At 65.0% G+C, this 18608-nt stretch carries 15 protein-coding genes and 1 pseudogene; 10 read left to right on the plus strand and 6 right to left on the minus strand.

Annotated features, from left to right (window positions below):
- Nucleotides 1-262 precede the first annotated feature (262 nt).
- The 4 genes and pseudogenes from ON29_RS28235 (at nt 263) to ON29_RS28245 (ending at nt 4333) form a co-directional block, all read left to right on the plus strand.
- Nucleotides 263-1288, plus strand: a complete 1026-nt coding sequence (locus tag ON29_RS28235; protein WP_157172926.1) for a hypothetical protein — start codon at nt 263-265, stop codon at nt 1286-1288.
- A 473-nt stretch (nt 1289-1761) separates the two neighbouring features.
- Complete coding sequence (locus tag ON29_RS37865; RefSeq protein WP_217999321.1) at nt 1762-2004, plus strand: IPT/TIG domain-containing protein; 243 nt, start codon at nt 1762-1764, stop codon at nt 2002-2004.
- A pseudogene (locus ON29_RS37870) lies at nt 1959-2414 on the plus strand (IPT/TIG domain-containing protein); the annotation flags it as partial. The gene ON29_RS37865 and the pseudogene ON29_RS37870, both read left to right, overlap by 46 nt.
- Before the next feature lie 614 nt (nt 2415-3028).
- On the plus strand, nt 3029-4333 hold the full coding sequence (locus tag ON29_RS28245; RefSeq protein ID WP_040870987.1) for a cytochrome P450: 1305 nt from the start codon (nt 3029-3031) through the stop codon (nt 4331-4333).
- Between the two features lie 29 nt (nt 4334-4362).
- Here ON29_RS28245 and ON29_RS28250 read toward each other — a convergent pair whose 3' ends face one another.
- The gene (locus ON29_RS28250; RefSeq protein WP_040870989.1) at nt 4363-5592 is read right to left on the minus strand and encodes an alpha/beta fold hydrolase; all 1230 of its coding nucleotides are present in this window, start codon (nt 5590-5592) and stop codon (nt 4363-4365) included.
- Nucleotides 5593-5773: 181 nt separating this feature from the next.
- Here ON29_RS28250 and ON29_RS28255 point away from each other — a divergent pair, with 181 nt between their 5' ends.
- Nucleotides 5774-6334 (plus strand): TetR family transcriptional regulator, encoded by a 561-nt coding sequence (locus ON29_RS28255; protein ID WP_217999316.1) that lies wholly within the window; start codon nt 5774-5776, stop codon nt 6332-6334.
- 555 nt (nt 6335-6889) lie between these two features.
- Nucleotides 6890-8266 carry a DEAD/DEAH box helicase gene (locus tag ON29_RS28260; protein ID WP_040870991.1) on the plus strand — a complete coding sequence of 459 codons (1377 nt, stop codon included), beginning with the start codon at nt 6890-6892 and terminating at the stop codon, nt 8264-8266.
- A 284-nt stretch (nt 8267-8550) separates the two neighbouring features.
- Here ON29_RS28260 and ON29_RS28265 read toward each other — a convergent pair whose 3' ends face one another.
- Together ON29_RS28265 and ON29_RS28270 are read right to left on the minus strand one after the other, a co-directional pair.
- Complete coding sequence (locus ON29_RS28265; RefSeq protein WP_040871030.1) at nt 8551-9165, minus strand: class I SAM-dependent methyltransferase; 615 nt, start codon at nt 9163-9165, stop codon at nt 8551-8553.
- 473 nt (nt 9166-9638) lie between these two features.
- Nucleotides 9639-10523 (minus strand): hypothetical protein, encoded by an 885-nt coding sequence (locus ON29_RS28270; RefSeq protein ID WP_040870992.1) that lies wholly within the window; start codon nt 10521-10523, stop codon nt 9639-9641.
- A 133-nt stretch (nt 10524-10656) separates the two neighbouring features.
- Between ON29_RS28270 and ON29_RS28275 the strand changes: the two genes are divergently transcribed.
- The 3 genes from ON29_RS28275 to ON29_RS28290 all read left to right on the plus strand — a co-directional run bounded on the left by ON29_RS28275 (nt 10657) and on the right by ON29_RS28290 (nt 13697).
- Nucleotides 10657-11238 carry a P-loop nucleotide/nucleoside kinase family protein gene (locus ON29_RS28275; RefSeq protein WP_245549189.1) on the plus strand — a complete coding sequence of 194 codons (582 nt, stop codon included), beginning with the start codon at nt 10657-10659 and terminating at the stop codon, nt 11236-11238.
- A gap of 814 nt (nt 11239-12052) precedes the next feature.
- The gene (locus ON29_RS28285) at nt 12053-13294 is read left to right on the plus strand and encodes a lipase family protein (protein WP_051175655.1); all 1242 of its coding nucleotides are present in this window, start codon (nt 12053-12055) and stop codon (nt 13292-13294) included.
- A 211-nt stretch (nt 13295-13505) separates the two neighbouring features.
- Nucleotides 13506-13697 (plus strand): hypothetical protein, encoded by a 192-nt coding sequence (locus tag ON29_RS28290; protein WP_040870997.1) that lies wholly within the window; start codon nt 13506-13508, stop codon nt 13695-13697.
- A 213-nt stretch (nt 13698-13910) separates the two neighbouring features.
- Here the strand turns inward: ON29_RS28290 and ON29_RS28295 are convergent, their stop codons facing one another.
- The 3 genes from ON29_RS28295 to ON29_RS34075 all read right to left on the minus strand — a co-directional run bounded on the left by ON29_RS28295 (nt 13911) and on the right by ON29_RS34075 (nt 17122).
- Nucleotides 13911-14879, minus strand: coding sequence for an endonuclease/exonuclease/phosphatase family protein (locus ON29_RS28295; RefSeq protein WP_157172927.1), 969 nt, complete (start codon nt 14877-14879; stop codon nt 13911-13913).
- 83 nt (nt 14880-14962) lie between these two features.
- Nucleotides 14963-15913, minus strand: coding sequence for a hypothetical protein (locus tag ON29_RS28300; protein WP_157172928.1), 951 nt, complete (start codon nt 15911-15913; stop codon nt 14963-14965).
- A 36-nt stretch (nt 15914-15949) separates the two neighbouring features.
- Complete coding sequence (locus tag ON29_RS34075; RefSeq protein ID WP_051175656.1) at nt 15950-17122, minus strand: hypothetical protein; 1173 nt, start codon at nt 17120-17122, stop codon at nt 15950-15952.
- 454 nt (nt 17123-17576) lie between these two features.
- Here ON29_RS34075 and ON29_RS28310 point away from each other — a divergent pair, with 454 nt between their 5' ends.
- Nucleotides 17577-18599, plus strand: a complete 1023-nt coding sequence (locus ON29_RS28310; RefSeq protein WP_157172929.1) for a DUF6492 family protein — start codon at nt 17577-17579, stop codon at nt 18597-18599.
- Nucleotides 18600-18608: the final 9 nt, after the last annotated feature.

The raw sequence follows: 18608 nt of genomic DNA on the forward strand, positions 1-18608 counted from the left end.
GCGCCGACGGTAACCGAGTGCACCACATCGACGCGAGCCCTGTCGCCTCCAGGCCTCGGAAAGACAGGCGACACCACACGTGGGGGGAGGACTTACCTGTGGGCAGCGGCGACAAACAGACTCTCACCGGCACTCGCGACCCGGGCGTCCGCTTTCCTCGGCCTAGAGAGACGGATTCCGGCGGCCCGATGCTCTGTCAAAACGTGATCGCGCGGGTTCGGGAAAGACAGGCTCGCGGGCTCGAGTGTCGGGCGAAGAAGTGGTGAGTAGTGAGGCGGAGCCGGACGACCAGGGCTCGACCGATCTGGACGTGCTCGCGGCCCATCTGGCCGGGCTCGGCGACCCACCGGTTCTCGATTGGGCAGACGCTGCGTTGCCCGACCGGTTGCGGAATACGCTCGCCACTTTTCCCGGGCGCAAGCTGGAAGGCATCGCGGGCTCGGGGCGACCGCAGATCCACCAGGGCCGTGCCGAGTTGACGCTGACCCTCACCTGCGCCGCGCGGGCCTGGCCTGCCGACGTCACGGTGGCCACCACTGTGCAGGCCGCGACTGTGACTGTTTCTCGCCGGGGCGAAGTGACGGTCACACTCGACGGTCGGTTCGAGGGAGTCGCCGTGGTGGTGACGCTGAGCACGGACAGGTCCGGCGGGCTGACCGCAGCGGTGCGGTCGCAGCATGCCGGCGCATTCACGGTGGACACGCTCGTGGGGACGCTGGCGGGGAACGACGCGCGGCGCGCGGTCGAGAGCGGACTGACGGACCTCGGGCTGGAGCGCGCACTCGGACAGGTCACAGGTTTCGACTATCGCCTCGGGAAGGACCCGTCGGCCGACCCGGTCGGCTATGTGGTGACGTCCGTGGCGGTGGCCACCGCATTCACGTTGGGCGATTTCGTCTTGGACGTCGAATTGTGGTTGCCCGACCTGTATCTCACCGGCGGCCTGCACGAGCACGAACCGATCGGCGTCGCGCAGTTGCTGGGCTCCTTCGGCCTCCCGGTCACCCACGTGCCGACCGACCTGACCGTGGCCGAGTTGGACATCGCCGTCGGCCTCGGCGACACCTATCGGATCACGACGACGCTCACCGGCGATTGGTCCATCGGCCACTTCACTCTGAAGGATGTGTCGGCTTCGATCGCTCGCGCTGAGCAGTCTTCGGTTTTCCTACACCACCGGCAGCGGCCGATTCGCCGCCAGTTGCCGGGCCGAACTGGAGATCGCCGACGGCATCACGGCATCGGTCGGCATCGCCATCACTCGCGACGAGACCGGTACGCGGTATGAGGGAACGCTGTCGGTGGGCGAGCTGGAGTTGGACCTCGTTTTCGATGCCGAGCGCGGCATGGACGCCTTCGTCGCCACCTATCGCAATGCCGAGGGCGGCGCAGTCGCGTTGCGGGAGTGGGTGGCCGCCGTATCCACCGATCTGGCGGCGGATATTCCCGAGAGCTTGCGGGTCGGGTTGACCGATGCCAAGTTCGTGCGGGTGAAACCGGCCGCCGGGCCTGCGGTGTTCGCGGTAGGTTTCGATCTGTCGGCCGGTATCGATCTCGGCAGGCTGCCACTGATCGGTGGGTTCCTGTCCGAGGTTGGCGCTCTCGGTGTGGACAACCTCCAGATCCTTTACAGCACCGCGGCTATCGATGCCACGACCAGCGCGGCGCTCGACGCCCTGCTCGCTCGCGCCGAGGTGGTGCCGCTGCCGAGCGCGGGCCTGACCAGCGGGTGGAACGACGGTTGTCCTCACCGGAACCGATCTGACCGGAGCGACCGCGGTCAGCTTCGGTGCGACACCGGCAACCTCATTCACCGTGGACTCCCCCACACAGATCACGGCCGTCACTCCCACCGGAACGGGAACGGCGCAGGTCACCGTCACCACCGCGGGTGGTACCAGTAGCGGCGTCTCCTATGCCTATGTCCCGGCCCTGAGTTCGGCGTTCCCTTCCAAGGGCCGGAATCAGGCGGAAATCAGGTCTTCCTCACCGGGAACGGCCTGACCGGCGTCACCGCGGTCACCTTCGGCGCGACACCGGCAACGTCGTTCACGGTCGACTCCGACACGCTGATCACGGCATTCGCCCCTGCGGGGACGGGCGCCGTGCAGGTCACCGCCACCGGCCCGAATGGCACCAGCAACGGCGTGTCCTACACCTATATCCCGGTTCCCACCCTGAGTACGGTCGCACCGAATTCGGGGGCGGCAGCGGGCGGCACGACGGTCGTTCTCACCGGAACCGATCTGACCGGAACCACCGCAGTCGATTTCGATGCGACACCGGCGGCTTCGTTCACGGTCGACTCCGCGACTCAGATCACGGCAGTCTCGCCCGCCGGAACCGGCACCGTACAGGTCACCGCCACGACAGGAGGTGGGACCAGCAACGGCGTCGCCTACACCTTCATCTGACAGCTGATTCGGCTGGGCCGCCGGTACGTTGTGCCGGCGGCCCGGTCTCGTACGAAGGTCTTCCCGCCTTGTCCGTTGAAGGTTCCCTTGACGGACGCGGCGTCGAAGTTGTTGCGAGAGCTCTTCTCTACGCAGCCTTCGAACCATTTACAGCGGCTCCATCCCGCCCAGCGCAGACGAAAACCGGTATCGCCATCGTGGCGAACAGCAGGTCGCGGCGGAAGCGTGCTGAGATTTCGCTCTTCTCGAGCCAGCGGGCGATCTTGTGCTGGTAGTCCGAGGTCTGACAGGTATTCAGAAAGATCGTCTTCTGACCGAATCGCGCGGTGGCCGCGCCGAACCGTTGCTGTCGCGACGGCGCTCAGCAATCACTTGAATCGGTCGACCCGACGCAAGCACCTGTCTCATGCTGGTACGGGCGGCGCCTGTATCGGGCGCAGCGCCCCGCGTGCGCGACACTTTTGACGCGTGGAGGCCGAACGGATGAGCCGCACGTTGCGACGGCCACGTCGCTTACCGCGGCATGTCTCGAGATGTCACTCCATCGAATGCCGCGATACCTGTGATATTCGTTACGCCCAAAGGATGCGACGGCTCGACGATGGAGGGGCTCGATGAATCCGCATTATGCGTATCGATGGGTCAACAATCACGGGCTGATCCGCCTGTTCACAACGTTACTGCTCCGTCGTGAGGATCTGTTCGCTCGGTTGATCGGTACCGCGGAGGGGATCGAGAATCCGTACGCTCTGATCGAGGAAATGCGCGGAGAGGGTGGATTGCACCGCGCCCTGCCGGTGTGGATCACCTTCGATCACGATATGGTTCGGGAGATTCTGCGCGACAACCGTTTCGGTGTCGGTATACCGACGGTATTCGGTATACCGCAGCCCGTGCTGCGCGCGCTGGAGCGTCGGCCCCTCCCACCGAATCCGGTGGATCCGCCGTCGATGCTGGTGCTCGACCAGGCCGAGCACGCCCGGATGCGCAAACCGGTCACCGCGGCCTTCACCCCGCGTGCCGTCGCCCGGCTGCGCGACAGGATCGAGTCGGTCACCGAGGAACTGCTCGCGGCGCTGCCCGACGACGGCCCCACCGATCTGGTGGCGCGGTACGCGGCACAGGTGCCCATCGCCATCATCTCCGAAATGCTCGGCTTCCCGGACTCCGATCGCGAGATGTTCCTGCGCTGGGGCGATGACATCAGTCCGTTGCTCGACCTCGGGATCTCCTGGCGAACGCACCAGCGGGCGATGGAAGCCTCGGAGCGGGTGTACCGGTATCTCCTCGAGCACGTGGAGCGCCTCCGCGCCGAACCCGGTGACGATATTCTCAGCAGCCTGGTGATCGCGGGCGATCTTTCCACCTACGAACTGTGCGCGTCGGCGACCCTGCTGATGGCCGCGGGCTTCGAGACCACGGTCAACCTGATCGGCAAGGGCATCATCTGGCTGCTGCGCCACCCCGATCAGCTGGACCGGTTGCGCGCCGAGCCGCAACTGTGGCCCAATGCAGTCGAAGAGATCCTGCGGATCGATCCGCCGGTGCAAGCCACCGCTCGCACCACCCGGACCGCATTGGAGATCGGCGGTGTCCGGTTGCGCGCGGGGTCGACCGTGGTGCTGTCGCTGGCCGGTGCGAACCGCGACCCCGCCATGTTCACCGACCCGGCCCGTTTCGACATCACCCGGGACAACGCCAAGAATCATCTGTCCTTCAGCACCGGTACCCATGTATGCCTGGGCGCCGCTCTGGCTCGTATGGAAGCGGCGCACGCCCTGCGCGCACTGTTCGAGGCGTTTCCGAACCTGCGATCGACCGATTCGCCCACCCGGCGGCCGTTGTTCACCCTGCACGGTTACGAGCACCTTCCCGCACACACCGGTCCTCGCGCCCGCAGCCACCAGACCATCGGCTGACCGGAACCTGCGGCATGTGTCGGTCGGGTTCACTCGGCATCCGCTCGAGCGAGCGCTTCGTCGGCGAGCGCTACCGCCGCCTCGTCCGGCGCGTAGGCGGCCAGCGCGGCGACGAGGTCACGGATATCGCAGCGAATCGACGGTGGCAGCTGGGCGTGGCGGGCGATATCGAGCTCGTTGGCGATGGTCAGGACGGCGAAATCACGGAGTTCGGTTCCTTCGATCGTCTTCGATCCGCCGGTGAATCTATCGATCACGGGCAAGGGCCGTCGGCCGAGCTCGCGGTAGGTGCGCGAGCGATCGCACGCGCCGTAGAGGTACACCAGCGCCGCCGCCTCAGGGCCGATGACGTGGCGCAGCTGCCGGTCATCCGTGGCCGACAGCAGGGCGTGCGGGAACCCGTCGGTGCCGTATGACGCGTGACAGATCGACGCCAGCCGGGTTCGTGGCGCGGCGTTCCATTCGACCGCGAGGGCGTGCACCCGGCGAAGGTGCTGGAACAAGGTCCCGCCTGGGTGATCGATCCGTTCGGCGCCGAGCGTGCGCTGCAGCTCGAACGCGCGGCGGACGACGTCGTCGGTCCCGAGCCACTTGGTGGCGTGCGCCGAAACGATGCGCGCGAGTTCCGCCGGGGCGTCGCGAGCGACGAGATGCCCGGCGTCCGGTACGCGGGTAACGGTGACGCGCCGGTTGGCCATGCGTAGCCGGTCCACGTCGGCGTCGCCGAGCGGAGACCGTGGTCCTCCCCGCACGAGCAGGATGGGCAGGTCCGATGCCGCGATGATCGCGTGGAGTTCGGAGCGGGACGCGAGAATGTCGTCGGCGAGCCGGGCGTTGCGGGCGAGGAGTCCGTGGTCGTCGAGCCAGCGCCGGGCGCGATCCGCATCGATATCAGGAACGACGTCCACGAGTACGAGGCCGGCGACGCGCTGCGCGACGGGCCGCTCCGCGAGGGCGGCGAGGGCGGCGAACCCGCCGAGGGAGGCGCCCACCACGACGACCGGCGCCGGTTCGCGAGCCACCATCTCGATCACGTCGTCGGCGATCGCCCGCAAAGTGGTCGCCCGCCCGGAACTCTCGCCGTGCCCGCGCAGATCGAAGGCCACCGTCCGCAGTCCGCACTCGGTCATCCCCTCCGTGACCGGTGCCCAGACGTCGCGCCGCTCTTCGCCCGCGTGAAGCAACAGGACCGTTGGCCCCGCGCCGGTCACCGTGGCTCGAAGTGTGACGTCGCGCAGCGTGAGGGTCATGTCTGTCATCGCTGATTCACCTCCGTGCCGAATCTGCTTCTCAGTCCCATGATTTCGACCATCGACATACCCTCTCCGATTTACCTTGAGCTGTCGAGGTAACGGTACGCAGGGGAACCTTGGCTAGTCAAGGTAAGATTCCGAGGTGACCAATTCGAGAACGCGCAGACCACCGGACGAAGCCCGCCGGTTGATCCTCGATGCCGCGGCTTCGCTGCTGGCCGAGGGAGGCGTCGCCGCTGTACAGGTGCGCGCGGTGGCAGCGCGGGTCGGCATGACCGACGCCGGCGTCACGCATCACTTCGGCAATCGCGAGAAGCTGCTCGCCGAACTCCTTCGCCATGGCGGACGCCGGCTTCGAACCGCGCTCCACGACGTCATCGCCGCATGGCTGGAGCACGGCACCGATGTCCTCGAACTCGTCGAGTCGCTCGGGTCCGTGTATCGGGGCGGCTATGGCGAACTCGCGGTGGCGCTGCACGCGGCGGGTTGGCGCGACCGTGGTGGCGGCATGCTCGACCCGGTCGTCGACGCCCTGCATCGGAGTCGGCCTCCCGGAAGCTCCCTCGACGAGACACGACTCGCGGTCGCGGCCCTTCACCAGGCGATGGCAACCGAGCCCCTCTACGGCAGCGACTTCCGTCGGAGCGCCGGCCTCACCGACGCCGCGGCACAAGACTCCACCGCTCAGCTGCGCTGGTGGGCAAGCCAGCTCCAACGCGCGCTCGACATCGAACCGGCGCGCCATTGACCCGAGCGGCGCTCAGCACCCCTCGGTATCAGCAGTGCACTCCGAATCCGGCGTTTCCGAGTGATGACCTGCGACGGGAAGCCATCCACGTACATTCGCGACGAGCACACACCGCAATCTTCATCTTGCCGATGGGATCGAACATCACGAAGCGGCCGTCCTCCGAGGTCGAGCATCGCGTCTTGCGTCAAGGACTTGGCAGGTTCTCGCCGGTCGGAGGGTGTTCGACGCGGATGGTGAGACCACCTGAGAATGTCCCGAGTAGCCGACAACTCGATGTCTCGCCCGGCGGCCCAGCCCTGGCCAGAAGCGAGAAAGCTCACCCGATGAGTACGAACCGCCCATCACAGGCTATTGTTGATCAAGCGCGTGACAAGTCACGCCAAGCGTCGTAGATCGCATTCGCTTCGCAACTAGCGCTTGCAGCATCCGCTCTTCTTACGGCGATCGATTTTGCCCATTGGCAATCTCGCCATTCGTGCCCCCGGCGCGGACCCGGAAAGGTCCACAGACGGCTCGGGCACCACCTGATGTCCGAAAGGCACCGCAACATCCATGAGTTCTGCTGACATCTCTTTCGCCGCGCTCGGCGTGAGCGCACCGCTGGTGAAGGCGTTGACTCGCGCCGGGATCACCGAACCTTTTCCGATCCAGACCGAGACCTTGCCCCATTCGCTGGCCGGACGCGACGTGCTGGGCCGTGGACGGACCGGCAGCGGCAAGACGCTCGCCTTCGCCATCCCGATGGTCAACCGTCTCGGCGGCGGTCTCGCCGGTAGGCGCGCACCGAGCCGCCCGACCGGCCTGGTGCTCGCGCCGACTCGGGAGTTGGCCACCCAGATCACGGCCGCACTGGAACCCCTCGCCGCGGCCTATCGCATGACGGTCACCACGATTTTCGGTGGAGTCCCGCAGAACCGGCAGGTCCGGGCGCTGCGCGCCGGTGTCGACATTGTAGTCGCCTGCCCCGGTCGGCTCGAGGATCTGATGAACCAACGTCTGATCTCCCTGGATGCCGTCGAGGTCACCGTGATCGACGAGGCCGACCACATGGCCGACCTCGGGTTCCTGCCCGGCGTGACCCGCATTCTCGCGGCCACCCCGAATGACGGTCAGCGCCTGCTGTTCTCGGCCACCCTGGATAACGGTGTCAACAAGCTGGTCAGCCGGTTCCTGCCGGATGCCGAGCTGCATTCCGTCGATGAGGCGAACTCCCCGGTCGCCGCCATGACCCATCACGTTTTCGAAACCGCGAGCGTCGAAGCCAAGCGCGAGGTCATACACCGGCTCGCCTCGGGCTCGGGGCGGCGGATCCTGTTCATGCGCACCAAACATCAGGCTCGCAAACTGGCCAAGCAGCTGACCCTCGCCGGGATTCCGGCCGTCGATCTGCACGGCAACCTCTCGCAGGGCGCCCGCGACCGCAACCTCGCGGTCTTCGCCGCCGGTGAGGCCCTGGTGCTGGTGGCGACCGATGTGGCCGCGCGCGGCGTGCACGTCGACGGTGTCGAGCTGGTCGTGCACGTCGATCCGCCCGCCGAACACAAGGCGTACCTGCACCGCTCGGGCCGTACCGCGCGGGCCGGCAACGCCGGTGAAGTGATCACCCTGGTGCTGCCCGGCGAACGACGCGACCTGGCCGACCTCATGCGCAAGGCGAAGATCACTGTGACCCCGCAACGGGTCACCGCCGATTCGCCCGTGGTGGCCGAGCTCGTGGGCACGGTTGCCCCATTCGTCGCGCCTTCCTACAGCGAGCGGGCGGCACGTGAAGACGACCGCCGCAGCAGCGGACCGTACCGCAGCAGTGGCGGACCACGCAGGGGCAGCGGCGGGCCGCGCCAGGGCAGCGGCCGTCGCAACGGCAGTGCGGCGCAAGGTCAGTCGCGCGCCAAGCCGCGCGCCCACTCCGCGCGCCGGACGGCCGGATAGTGCCCGCAGTCGAACAAGCAAGGGGCAACTGACGCCTCAACGAGGTCCACAACGGCCGAAGCACCGAACTGGTGAAACACACCAGAACGGTGCTGCTCCGAGATCAGACGCAACGGGGGCGGTGGCGCGGGCGGTCTGAGCGACGCCCTGCGCTGCCTCTATCGTTTCGTTGGTGGCCGATGCCGACCTGGCGCAGTGCGGGGCGGCGTCGGCGATGATGAACGCGTCCCGGGCATCGGTCTCGGCCTGGCCTGACCTGGGTGGAGGTAGAGGTGCGCAGGCTTTCAGCTTGCGCGCGAGAACACCGCCACCAGAAAGTCGGACTCGTCGGTGAATGGGCGTAGATCCCACGTCGAAAGCCGCAAATCCATTGTGAGTCCGGCATTCTCGGTGTCGGCCAGGAACTGCGCGAACTCGTAACCGCGATCGGCACCGAAGCCCACAACCACCCGACCGGCCGGGGCGAGATGGCGGGCGAACCCGGCCAGCACCGCCTCCCGGGTGGACGGCGCCAGAAATGTCATCACGTTCCCCGCGCACACGATCACATCGAAGTCGGCGGCGATCCCACGGCCCGGCAAGTCCAACTCGGCGAGATCACCGACTACCCAGGTCGGACCGGGATGGTCCTGCTCCGCCGCGGCGATCAACACCGGATCGACGTCGACCCCGACCACCGCGTGACCAGCTCGATGCAAGTAGCCACCCACACGTCCCGGCCCACACCCCGCATCCAGGACTCGCCCCCCACGGTCGAGCATCGCGTCGACCATACGCGCCTCCCCGGCGATATCCCTGCCCTCAGCCGCCATTGCCCGGAACCGCTCCACGTACCACGTCGAATGCGCAGGGTCAGCGGCAGTGATCTCCTCCCACTGGCTGGGCGTACGTCCGCTCATGCTCTGTTCCTCCTCACCGGGGCCCACCTCCGCTCCACTGTGCCACCGCCGCGCCGATCCTCGGCGCGCGCCCCGACGCGCCCGCCGCCGCAGCCCTCAGCCGGCCCTACACAGCCTCGACCACATGACATCCGCCGCTCGCGGAATCGAGTTGGATTCCGGTGCCGCGCTCGGCGATTCGATCCACGTCGGATCGCCGGGCTTACCGGGTTGGTTCGCGTGCGCAACAGAATATTCCGGCCCACGGACACCTTCCGATCCGCCGCCGGGCGCGCGGAGATCGTGTGCTCGGCAAGTGGACCGCGGGCGTCGGCGTAGGTGTACTCAGCGGTCTCCGTCCGGTCACTGCTCCTCGTGCGGACTACTGAGCCGTCTCGGGGCGTGCGGCCGCCGACTCCATGAGTACTGCCGCCCTGTTCGTGAGATCGTCGTGGACCTCGGTTGCACGCCCCGGTCGAGTTCTCGGCGCCACCTCAGTTCTTCGGCGCGGGGTTGATTGTGTCGCCGTCCCAGCTCAGATCCGATTTCTCGGTGATCTCGAAGGCCTCGAAACGATCGTCGGCCACCACCGCGTCGATCAAAGCCCGCGAGCCGGCGACGATCGTGGAGTCGAAGTCGATCTCGCTGGCCACGACCCATACGTGGTCGGCGGGCCACAGCAGCTGGGGCATCACTCCGGGGAAGTCGGTCGTCCATCCCAGGCCCGCGGCATGCACCCAGCCGGGGTCGGCGAGTTCGGAGAGACCGGTGTCGAACAGCATGAAGTCGCGTCCCGGCCACCGCAGGAAAGGCCCCGCCTCGACTGCCTGTCTGACCTGCGGGGCGACAGAGGCGGTCAGCTCGGCGTCGATTCGAGCTCGCGCGCGCTCGACGTACTGCGGATCGCCGTCGGTGGACGCGACGAACACCGCACCCGAGGATGTGTTCAGCTCGCCGAATCCATTCCAAACTCCAGCCGTCACCTCTTCCGGCGCCTCGGTGGCCGCGCGAAGGTGGACAGTGAGCGCGGCCAGCAGGCTCGGGTCGAACCACCCCTCGACAGTCTGGCCGACTCGCCAGCCGTCATCGAACGACATCGCCGCTTCGTCCTCACCATCGGTGAGGTTGCGCCACTGCACCAGCGGATGCATCACTCTGCCGTTGCGCTTGGCGACCTCTGCCCACGGCCACATCGCCTCCTCTACGATCTCGGGACTGCCCCACTCGTCGGTGACCGTGACGTCGCGGCGGGTCGCATCGACCGGGTGCAGGATCCGCGCATAAGCCTCGAAGCCGGTACCAGCGACGCCGCCGACCCCGTGTTCGCCGACACGCGCCAACAGCCACCCACCACGCTCCAAATCCGTTGTGAACTCCACCCAGCCAGCCTAATGAGCCACACCTGTCGAGTGCCCCGCCCGCCAACGCGTTCTCGCAAGCGTCGAGCCGCCTGCGGGCATTGGCAGGCAAAACCACCTCAGACGACAGCAGCGGACATCACCGGTGAACGAGATGCCAGAATGCGGCATGGCGCAATCCACCGTCGTCATCGTCAGCGGTCCCCCGGGCAGCGGAAAGTCGACCCTCGCCCACGCCCTGGCCACCCGCATCGGTGTCCCAGCCATAATCCGTGACGAGATCAAACAAGGCATGGTGCTTTCCGGACACCGCGACCCCGCCGATGGGTACGACGATCTCAACTTCCCCGCCCTGGAGGTGTTCTTCGCCGTCCTGTCCGCCCTCGCCCGCGCCGGGGTCACCGTGGTCGCCGAGGCCGCGTTCCAGGACAAACTCTGGCGGCCGAACCTGCTGCCACTGGCCGAGATCGCCGACATCCGCATCATCCACTGCACCGCCCCCACAGCACTGATCCACCAGCGCATCACCGACCGCGCCGCCGCCGACCCGCACCGGCACGCCCACAACGACAGCGACCTCCTCGCCTCGATCACCGCCGCAGGCCAATCACCCATCGAAGCCTTCGATTCGGTCCGGCTCGACGTACCGGCACTGACCGTCGACACCAGCGACGGCTACCAGCCCGGCCTCGACGCGATCACACAATTCGCCACCTCACCCCGCGCCGCGATGTAGAGAAATCAGCGGCCTGAGCAAGTCCACCAAGTCCTTGGAGGGCACAACCGGCCCAGTAGTGGGTTCGCTACCCCTCCGGTGGTTTCGTGTGTCAGCGAGGCTCGTCGGAGTTCGGGACCCGACTTCGATGGCGCGGATCCGCCGGTGGAAATCGTCGCAGTCCCCGATAGGCGAGATAGCCGGGTCGACCGGGGCGTGCAGCGTGCCGAGGAACTCCGCGAGGTTCTCGGCCGCATCATGCCTGCGACCGGCGCGCGCGACCGGCCGGCTCACCCTCGACCCGCCACGCGATCATCGAACCCCTTTCTCGAACGTACGTTCACGCTCTCGCGTGCCAGGCAGGCACATCGATCCTCGTTCCGCTATCGAACCGCAAATCACACTTCGCGCGCGCCTGAACGATGGCAGGGTGGGAGATTCCGAGACTGCTCTGCCGGCAGTCGAATGATCTGTACTGCACGCATTCATGTCAGACATGATCAGCGACCAGCAATCATCCGCACCAACCTGAGGTGCAACGGACTGCGCAACGGTAGATCCAGTCTCCGTGCCGAGCCATGAGTTTTGCCGATTCGCGTTCGAGCTCGAAGGGACGACTACCGGCGTCTCCGGTGACTGCCCTCCCGTCGGCGGGCGAGCCGTCAAATTTCGGACAGGCAGGTTATTCGCCCGCATGTGTGGTGGATCGTCTAGAATCGCATACGCAGCTACCGGTTCGGGACGTTCTGTCCCCGATGCGGACGCGGCGTGTGAATTCGCGTCACCGCTTTCTCCTCTCTGTTTCGGATGAAACTCATACAGCAAGGAGCGGTACATGACTGCACAATCCACGACGATCAATGAGCCGAATCTTCAGGACAAGATCGCATACCAGCTGTGCGAGTACGCGAATCTGGTCAACAGCATCAGCAAAGAAGACAGCGACCTGGAGGGCACGCTCTCTCAGAAGATCCAGCAGTATCTCGACACCAACCGGGAGGTCATCGGCGGGTGGGAGATCGTCTGGGGTCCGGGAGTCGCACTGTTCGACACCGACTTGTACGCGGTCAACGCCCTGTACTTGGTGCGAAGCACCGAGGATCGCTCCCGGTACGTGCTCGCCATGGCCGGCAGCACCGACGCACTGGTGTTCGACTGGCTTGTCGAGGACTCCTTTATTCTCCAGACGCCGTGGTTCGCGAATAGTGCCGCCTTGCACACCATCGGCACGGCCATCGGGGTGAAAACTCTCATCAATATCAGACCCTCCGGCCAGCGTCCCGGCGCCGGTCACACCTTACCCGAGTTCCTGAGCACACTCGGCGACAAGGCGATCGACCTGACCATCACCGGCCACAGTCTCGGCGGTGCCCTGTCAATCACGCTGGCCTTGTTCCTGCGCGACACCCAGTGGCTATGGGACAATTCCGAGAAAGCCAGGATCAGCGTGCTCTCGACCGCCGGCCCGAGCTTCTGCAATCAGGAATTCGTCAACTACACCACCCAACGCCTGCAACGAGTGCAGCGCTACGCCAACGACCTCGACATCGTCCCGCACATGTGGAACCCGCCCGACATCGATGGCGCCAAGGCTCTCTACTCCAAGTACAACCAGCCTGCTCCCGCTGGTATGGAGGTTGTGTTCGACTTGCTCGAGGCGCAGGCGTCCGTGTCGGGTCAATATGCGCACTTCGAACCGAGCAGCGGCGTGTTCCAAGGCACGTTCAACAATGAGATAAGTCAAACGCAAGGCTCGACGCCAGACGATTTGTACTGGAACCAGGTGGGTTACCAGCACATCGGCGGCTACCATGACTTCTTCGAAATCGAAGGTGTGCAGTGGCCGCAGGGCGTCGTAGCCCTGCCGCCGGTCGGCGCCGACACCGTGATGGGCCGCCTCCTGGCCGCAGCCGGTCGACCGCGCGGCGACGGTGCCGCACAGGTACTGGCGAACCGACGGCCGGTGACCGTCCCGCTCAACGGACAGCCCGTGGAGCTGCCCACCGACCACAACAGCCCCGAAGCCAAGAAACTCGTGGACCGCGTCACCGCCGAGTTCGACCCCACCTCCGCATGAACTGATGCCCCGGCCCCGTACTCGGGGCACGCGAGCTTCGATCCGGTACAGCGCGAAAGCGCTCCAACGGGGTACGACGTGGCGGTCGATTCCGGCGACAACAGGTCAGGCGACGAGGTCCAGCGTCGGCTCGGCAGTCGGCCGCCACGACGGCGCTTATTTCCTGGCCGAAACCGATGAAACGCAACGCAATTCCGTGCTAACTCTCGAATTGGACGGCGAGCTCACCGATTACGTCCGTCGGCTGATACGTGCCGCGCAGGCCAGAAAGGCGGGCCTACCGCCTGCCAGCATCAGTTCATCACCGCGATTGCCCTTTGTCGTGCGCGATTTCGACGCCGAGCTCGCGCACCTGATCGACCTTGCCCGCATCTGGCCGCAGGCCAAGGCCGCGTTCAAATGAACCGATCGCGCAGCGCGCGGTGGATCGCCGGTCCTATAGCGTTTCCCCATCGCGCCAAACTGGCGGCACACCCGGTAACGAGCCCAGGCTTCGACGACCCGGATCCCCGCCAGAACTCCATGCGGCACGCGTAGATGCAGTTGTACGCGCCGACCGACGATGCCGCGTCGCCGAAGTTGCGGTTATCGCGGAACGTGCCGGCATCCATTGAATTCATGGATCGATGACTGCGACCGGGTTGAACACCGCGTGTAGTCCGAAGTGGTCGGAGATGTGTAAACCGTTGTGTGTGAATCTCATTATTCTGACCTCGGAGGTGATCGGACAAACACGATCTGCGGGCCGCAGCAGGATGTAATCCAGTCTCTGATCACTGCCCGGACGATCATATTCGTCTTCGTAGAAGGTGTTGTTCGTGACGAAGGTCGGACCGCTGGCGATTGGATTTCCGACCAGGGTCCACGAGTCCCGGAACCCGTCCAGGGTTCGCAGTAGCCGGGCGTAATCGGCGGCGCGCTCTGCGGGAATGTTCAAGTCTCCCATGACGATCGCGGGCAGCTCGGGGTCGGCATGAGTTTCTATGAATTCGCGCATGTCCGCGAGTTGGGCATGTAGCGTCGGCTGTCCCGCTCCGGTCGAAATATCTTGCGTGTGTGAATAGAAGATGTCGAGCGCGGTCGGCCACTGTGTGCCGCGGACCCGAATGTGCAAGATTCCCTTGTTTGCCCAGCAGTCGATGCCGTCGCATGCATCGAAGATGAAATCGTTCGACGCTAGGAGCGGGAACCTGCTCATCAGCAGCAGACCGCCATCAAAGTTGACGCCGAACTGGTCCGGCCCTTCTAGGAAGTAAGGATAGATGTCTTTTACGGTCGTGCGAATCTCATCTCGCTCCGAGTCTTTGAACACCTCGCAAAGTCCGACGATATGAGGGGATAATGCCCGGATACGAGCACAGATTTCAGCGACGGCACCGGCACGGTCGGTGCCGAGATACGGCGCCGGCGCGACGAGCAGCGCCATATTTTGTGTCAGGACCGAGATGGGTCCGGCGCGGGCCCCGATCCGGACAGGGCCGCTCGGGCGGCCGAGAATTTGCCGCAGACTCTTCCGGAGGCTCGCGCCTACTCCGAATCGATGTTCGGCTAGTTCACCGAGCGTGAAACTGTCGCCTGCCATCATGCCGACCTTCCGTCGATTTCGATCGAGATCGCAAGGGGGCGCGAAGCGGCGTGGGCGGCTGGTGCGCCCTTGCGATGCGCTTGCTACAAGTCCTTTGCCAAGGGGACGCGATAGTGCTTGAAGAACACATCGTCACCGTCTGGCCAGTCGTTGTCGAGAAGTACTAGATGAACCTGGGTTTCGACACCGTCGTAGAAAACGCCCTCCCAGATGGTGAGGCCTTCGACCTCTTCACCCTCGCTGCCATCCTTTCGGATGGGCACCCTGCCGAGATAGTGCCCGTTCAGAACGCTGTAGCAGCGGATGTCATCGGTGTTGTTCGAAGCGAGAAGCACGTGGCCGTTCTTGGAGAAGGCCGCACCCTGAACGAACAACAGCTTCTCTGGCAGCACTATGTCGGCGACGGGTACATGCACGAATTGCCGCCCTGCCGAATCGAATCGGTACCCGTAGAGCGTGTCGTCAGCGATGCTTGCGGTGATCTGGGCGCTGTAGAGCAAGCCGTTCCAGGGGTTCACCGCACACCAAGCGCTGCGTGTCTGGGGCGGTGGTCCGCCCGACGCGCCTACCAGTGAAGCCGACCACCATCCCGTGAACGGTGGCGTATCGATGACAGCGATCTTCACGGGATCGTCCATCGCGCAGTAGATGCGGCCTTTGTGGTAGTCGATAGCCCCCAAGTGGTCGCTGCCATTGCCTGACAGTTCGACGTGGTCCACGACTTCATTGGACAGTGAGATCCGGTAGACGCGTTGTCTGCCAGTACTGCTGGACTTGCCCGCGTTACTCGACATGTACCAGAAGTTCTCGTCATGTGTTACGCCCTGGCACTCCTCTGTCCAGCCCTTGTTGGCGAACTCTTTCTCGGCGGCCTTCGACCACTGTTCGGGGTGAGGAGACCTGGTTGCCTTCATGAAGTCTCGCAGTCGGCCCGATGGCGGAAACACGGAGAAGTCTGTAGGAATTCGTACGCCGGTGGGCGACTTCGGCTCGCCGATCTGCGCTAAATGCTGTCTCAGGCTGAGGTCTGTCATCTCGCTCTAGCCCTTCGTAATCGCTGGGTCGATGTTCTACTGCAGGCTGATGAGCATCGGGACCATGCCCTCACCTGCATCCAGAGAATCGAGCGCCTTGCCGATGATGGTTCCGAAGGCGCGGGCGGGCTCAGAGGCTTTCATTGCGCACCCCGGGCTCGGGGATGTGGTGAGTAGATCTCCGACGCGGATACTGCCGTAGCGGGCGTCCGCACGGCATGCCACCTTACCCATGACCGAGATGGGCATCCGGCTGTCGTCCTGCGTCTCGCCGCGGTCGAAGACCAGCCCGGGCCGATACCTATCGGCGCCGGACACGACGCCGACCACTGTCTGGTCGTAGGCAATGGAGCAGGGACGGAGCTTGCCGTCCTGCCCGACCGACATGACCATTCCTGGTGTCACCTGCACGGCGTCGGCGACCTCGAAGTCCTCGGCGGCATCCGCGTTACCGAGATGGATCTCGCCGTTGGCGCCATCCAGTCTGATCGTCTGTTTGTTCGCCTTGTTGTGAACAACCAGGTCGCCGTCGTTGCCCTGGCAGCCGATAGAGACTCTTGCCGTCCGATCGATTTGAACCGCATTGTTGTTGCTGACCGGATCTTTCACCCAGATCATGCCGTCGTGACCATTGAGGACAACTTGGTGCTTGTTCTCATTGTCACGAACGATGACAGAACCGCCGCCGGCGTCCTTGCCGCCGAGGAAGAGGGTGGCGCTGTCGAGTTCGAGAGTCTTGTTTCCGCGCGCATTCTTCACCGAGATCTCGCCCTCGGCGCCGTCCAGCTTGATCCGCTCCCTGACGAGGTCCAGGTCGAGCGGGTTGTTCGGGTTAGGAGGGCGGTGACCGAGATGCAGCACGCCGGTGCCGGTATCGAAACGGAACAGGATGTTGCCGTCGCCGTCTCGCGCGATGATACTTCCCGCGTCGTCCAACCGGACGCGCTCCTTCCCGGTGGTATCTTTCACCCAGATCTGGCCCTCGCTGCCGTCGAGCTTGATCCGCTCGTCGTTCGCCGAGTCGCGAACGATGAGATCACCCTCGTTGCCCTTTCCGCCGAGATAAAGTGCGGCACGCGCGCCGTCGAAATGTAGCCGAAGATCGCCGCCTGCATTCTTCACCACAATGTCGCTTTGTGCGGCGTCCAGCTTGATTCTTTCCTTGTCGGAGTCGTCGCGAACGACGATTTCCTTTTTGAAATCGGTCATGGCAGCCTCCTTGTGTGAGTCCGGTCGAGGCCGAAGAATCTGGCCCCGGAGAAGATCCTTCGCTCGAGACCGCTGCGCGACGCGAGTAGTGCACTACGCAAATCGCGCTCGACTCGGTTTCAGAACAGAAACGCGACGTCACCTCCCACGCCTTACCTGCCGGATCACCGGGTGCCGGTCGTGGCGGCCGCGCGCATCACGTGATGCCCGACTTCGGCGGTCTGTGTGGCGTCCAGGACGCGCAGCGGGTGGGCGCCCAGGATCATGGCGACGGTTCCGCGGTCCTCGATGACGGGGCGGTGATGCAGAAGAGCGGGCGCGAGTCGCGCTCGGGGTCGTCGTCGGAGAGGTATCCGATGGACCGCCCGAGCAGTCGTTCGAGAGCAGCGGATCCGACAGAGGCATCGCGAATCCTGGCTATGGTTAGTGCCGACCCAGCCTACGGAGTGTGAACGTGGCCACCGACACTGCGCGCCTACCGGCAATCGACGTCATGATCCCGGTAGCGACCAAGGACCTGCTCAGCCTCGACGCCTGCATCACCGGGCTGCGGGCACACTGTCGTAATCCGATTCGATCCGTGAATATCGTCGGGTCCGCGCGACTGCTCGCACAGGCGCGGACCGAGCACGTGGTGCAGTGGATAGATGAGGAAGCGGTCTCGCCGACACCGGCCGGAATCGAGGCGACCCTGCGCAGATCGGGTGGCGGTCACCGCAATTCGTCGTGGTATTTCCAACAGCTGCTCAAACTGCACTGCTTCCGCATCCTGCCGAGCACGGGCCGGCACCTCCTGGTGCTCGATGCGGACTACGCGATCGTCGACGATGTCGTGTTCGTCGAAAACGATGGCAAATCCTGTCTGGCGTTCGGATACCCGCTGCAATGGCGCCTCGACACCCGTCGGCACGCGATCCCCGACCGCCACTCCGCGATCACCGCCTCGACTCGGCTACTTGCCGAGTGGCGGCCGGTCGACCCCTACAGCGGGATGCAGCATCACATGGTGTTCGACAGGCAGATACTCGAGGACCTGATGCGACGCGTCGAGGATCAGCACGAGAGACCGTTCTGGGAGGCATTCCTGGCGACGATAGAACACGAGAAATGGACCGGCGCTTCGGAGTATGTGCTCTACCGCCACTTCGCAGCGAGATTCTTTGCGGGACACATCCGGTCGCGGCACCTCGACGCCATCGACATCATCCAGCCGGCCGAAAAAGCCTTGTGGAACCTGACGGACGCTGTGGCCAGCATCCGGCGGGCGGGAGTCAAGGCGATCGGATGCCACAGCTTTCTCAACTACCGCAATCGAATCGCCACCATGGACTACATCCCCGATCAGTTACGCGGAAAACTGCAAGCAACCTCCGGGGCGCTGATGCTCGACCTCAACCAAGGTGTCCTTCACATCGCCCCCGCAACTCGATCCCTGGGCGGCGCCGAGCGTCTGGGTCGAACCCCAGGTCTCAGGTGAAGTACTTGT

This window comes from Nocardia exalbida NBRC 100660 (genome assembly GCF_000308575.1).
GTDB lineage: Bacteria > Actinomycetota > Actinomycetes > Mycobacteriales > Mycobacteriaceae > Nocardia > Nocardia exalbida.

Bases quoted from the DNA above. Each gene is read 5' to 3' on its own strand.
- ON29_RS28245 (WP_040870987.1), top strand. From the start codon at position 3,029: ATGAATCCGCATTATGCGTATCGATGGGTCAACAATCACGGGCTGATC.
- ON29_RS28250 (WP_040870989.1), bottom strand. From the start codon at position 5,592: ATGACAGACATGACCCTCACGCTGCGCGACGTCACACTTCGAGCCACG.
- ON29_RS28260 (WP_040870991.1), top strand. From the start codon at position 6,890: ATGAGTTCTGCTGACATCTCTTTCGCCGCGCTCGGCGTGAGCGCACCG.
- ON29_RS28265 (WP_040871030.1), bottom strand. From the start codon at position 9,165: ATGAGCGGACGTACGCCCAGCCAGTGGGAGGAGATCACTGCCGCTGAC.
- ON29_RS28275 (WP_245549189.1), top strand. From the start codon at position 10,657: ATGCCAGAATGCGGCATGGCGCAATCCACCGTCGTCATCGTCAGCGGT.
- ON29_RS28285 (WP_051175655.1), top strand. From the start codon at position 12,053: ATGACTGCACAATCCACGACGATCAATGAGCCGAATCTTCAGGACAAG.
- ON29_RS28295 (WP_157172927.1), bottom strand. From the start codon at position 14,879: ATGATGGCAGGCGACAGTTTCACGCTCGGTGAACTAGCCGAACATCGA.
- ON29_RS28300 (WP_157172928.1), bottom strand. From the start codon at position 15,913: ATGACAGACCTCAGCCTGAGACAGCATTTAGCGCAGATCGGCGAGCCG.
- ON29_RS34075 (WP_051175656.1), bottom strand. From the start codon at position 17,122: ATGACCGATTTCAAAAAGGAAATCGTCGTTCGCGACGACTCCGACAAG.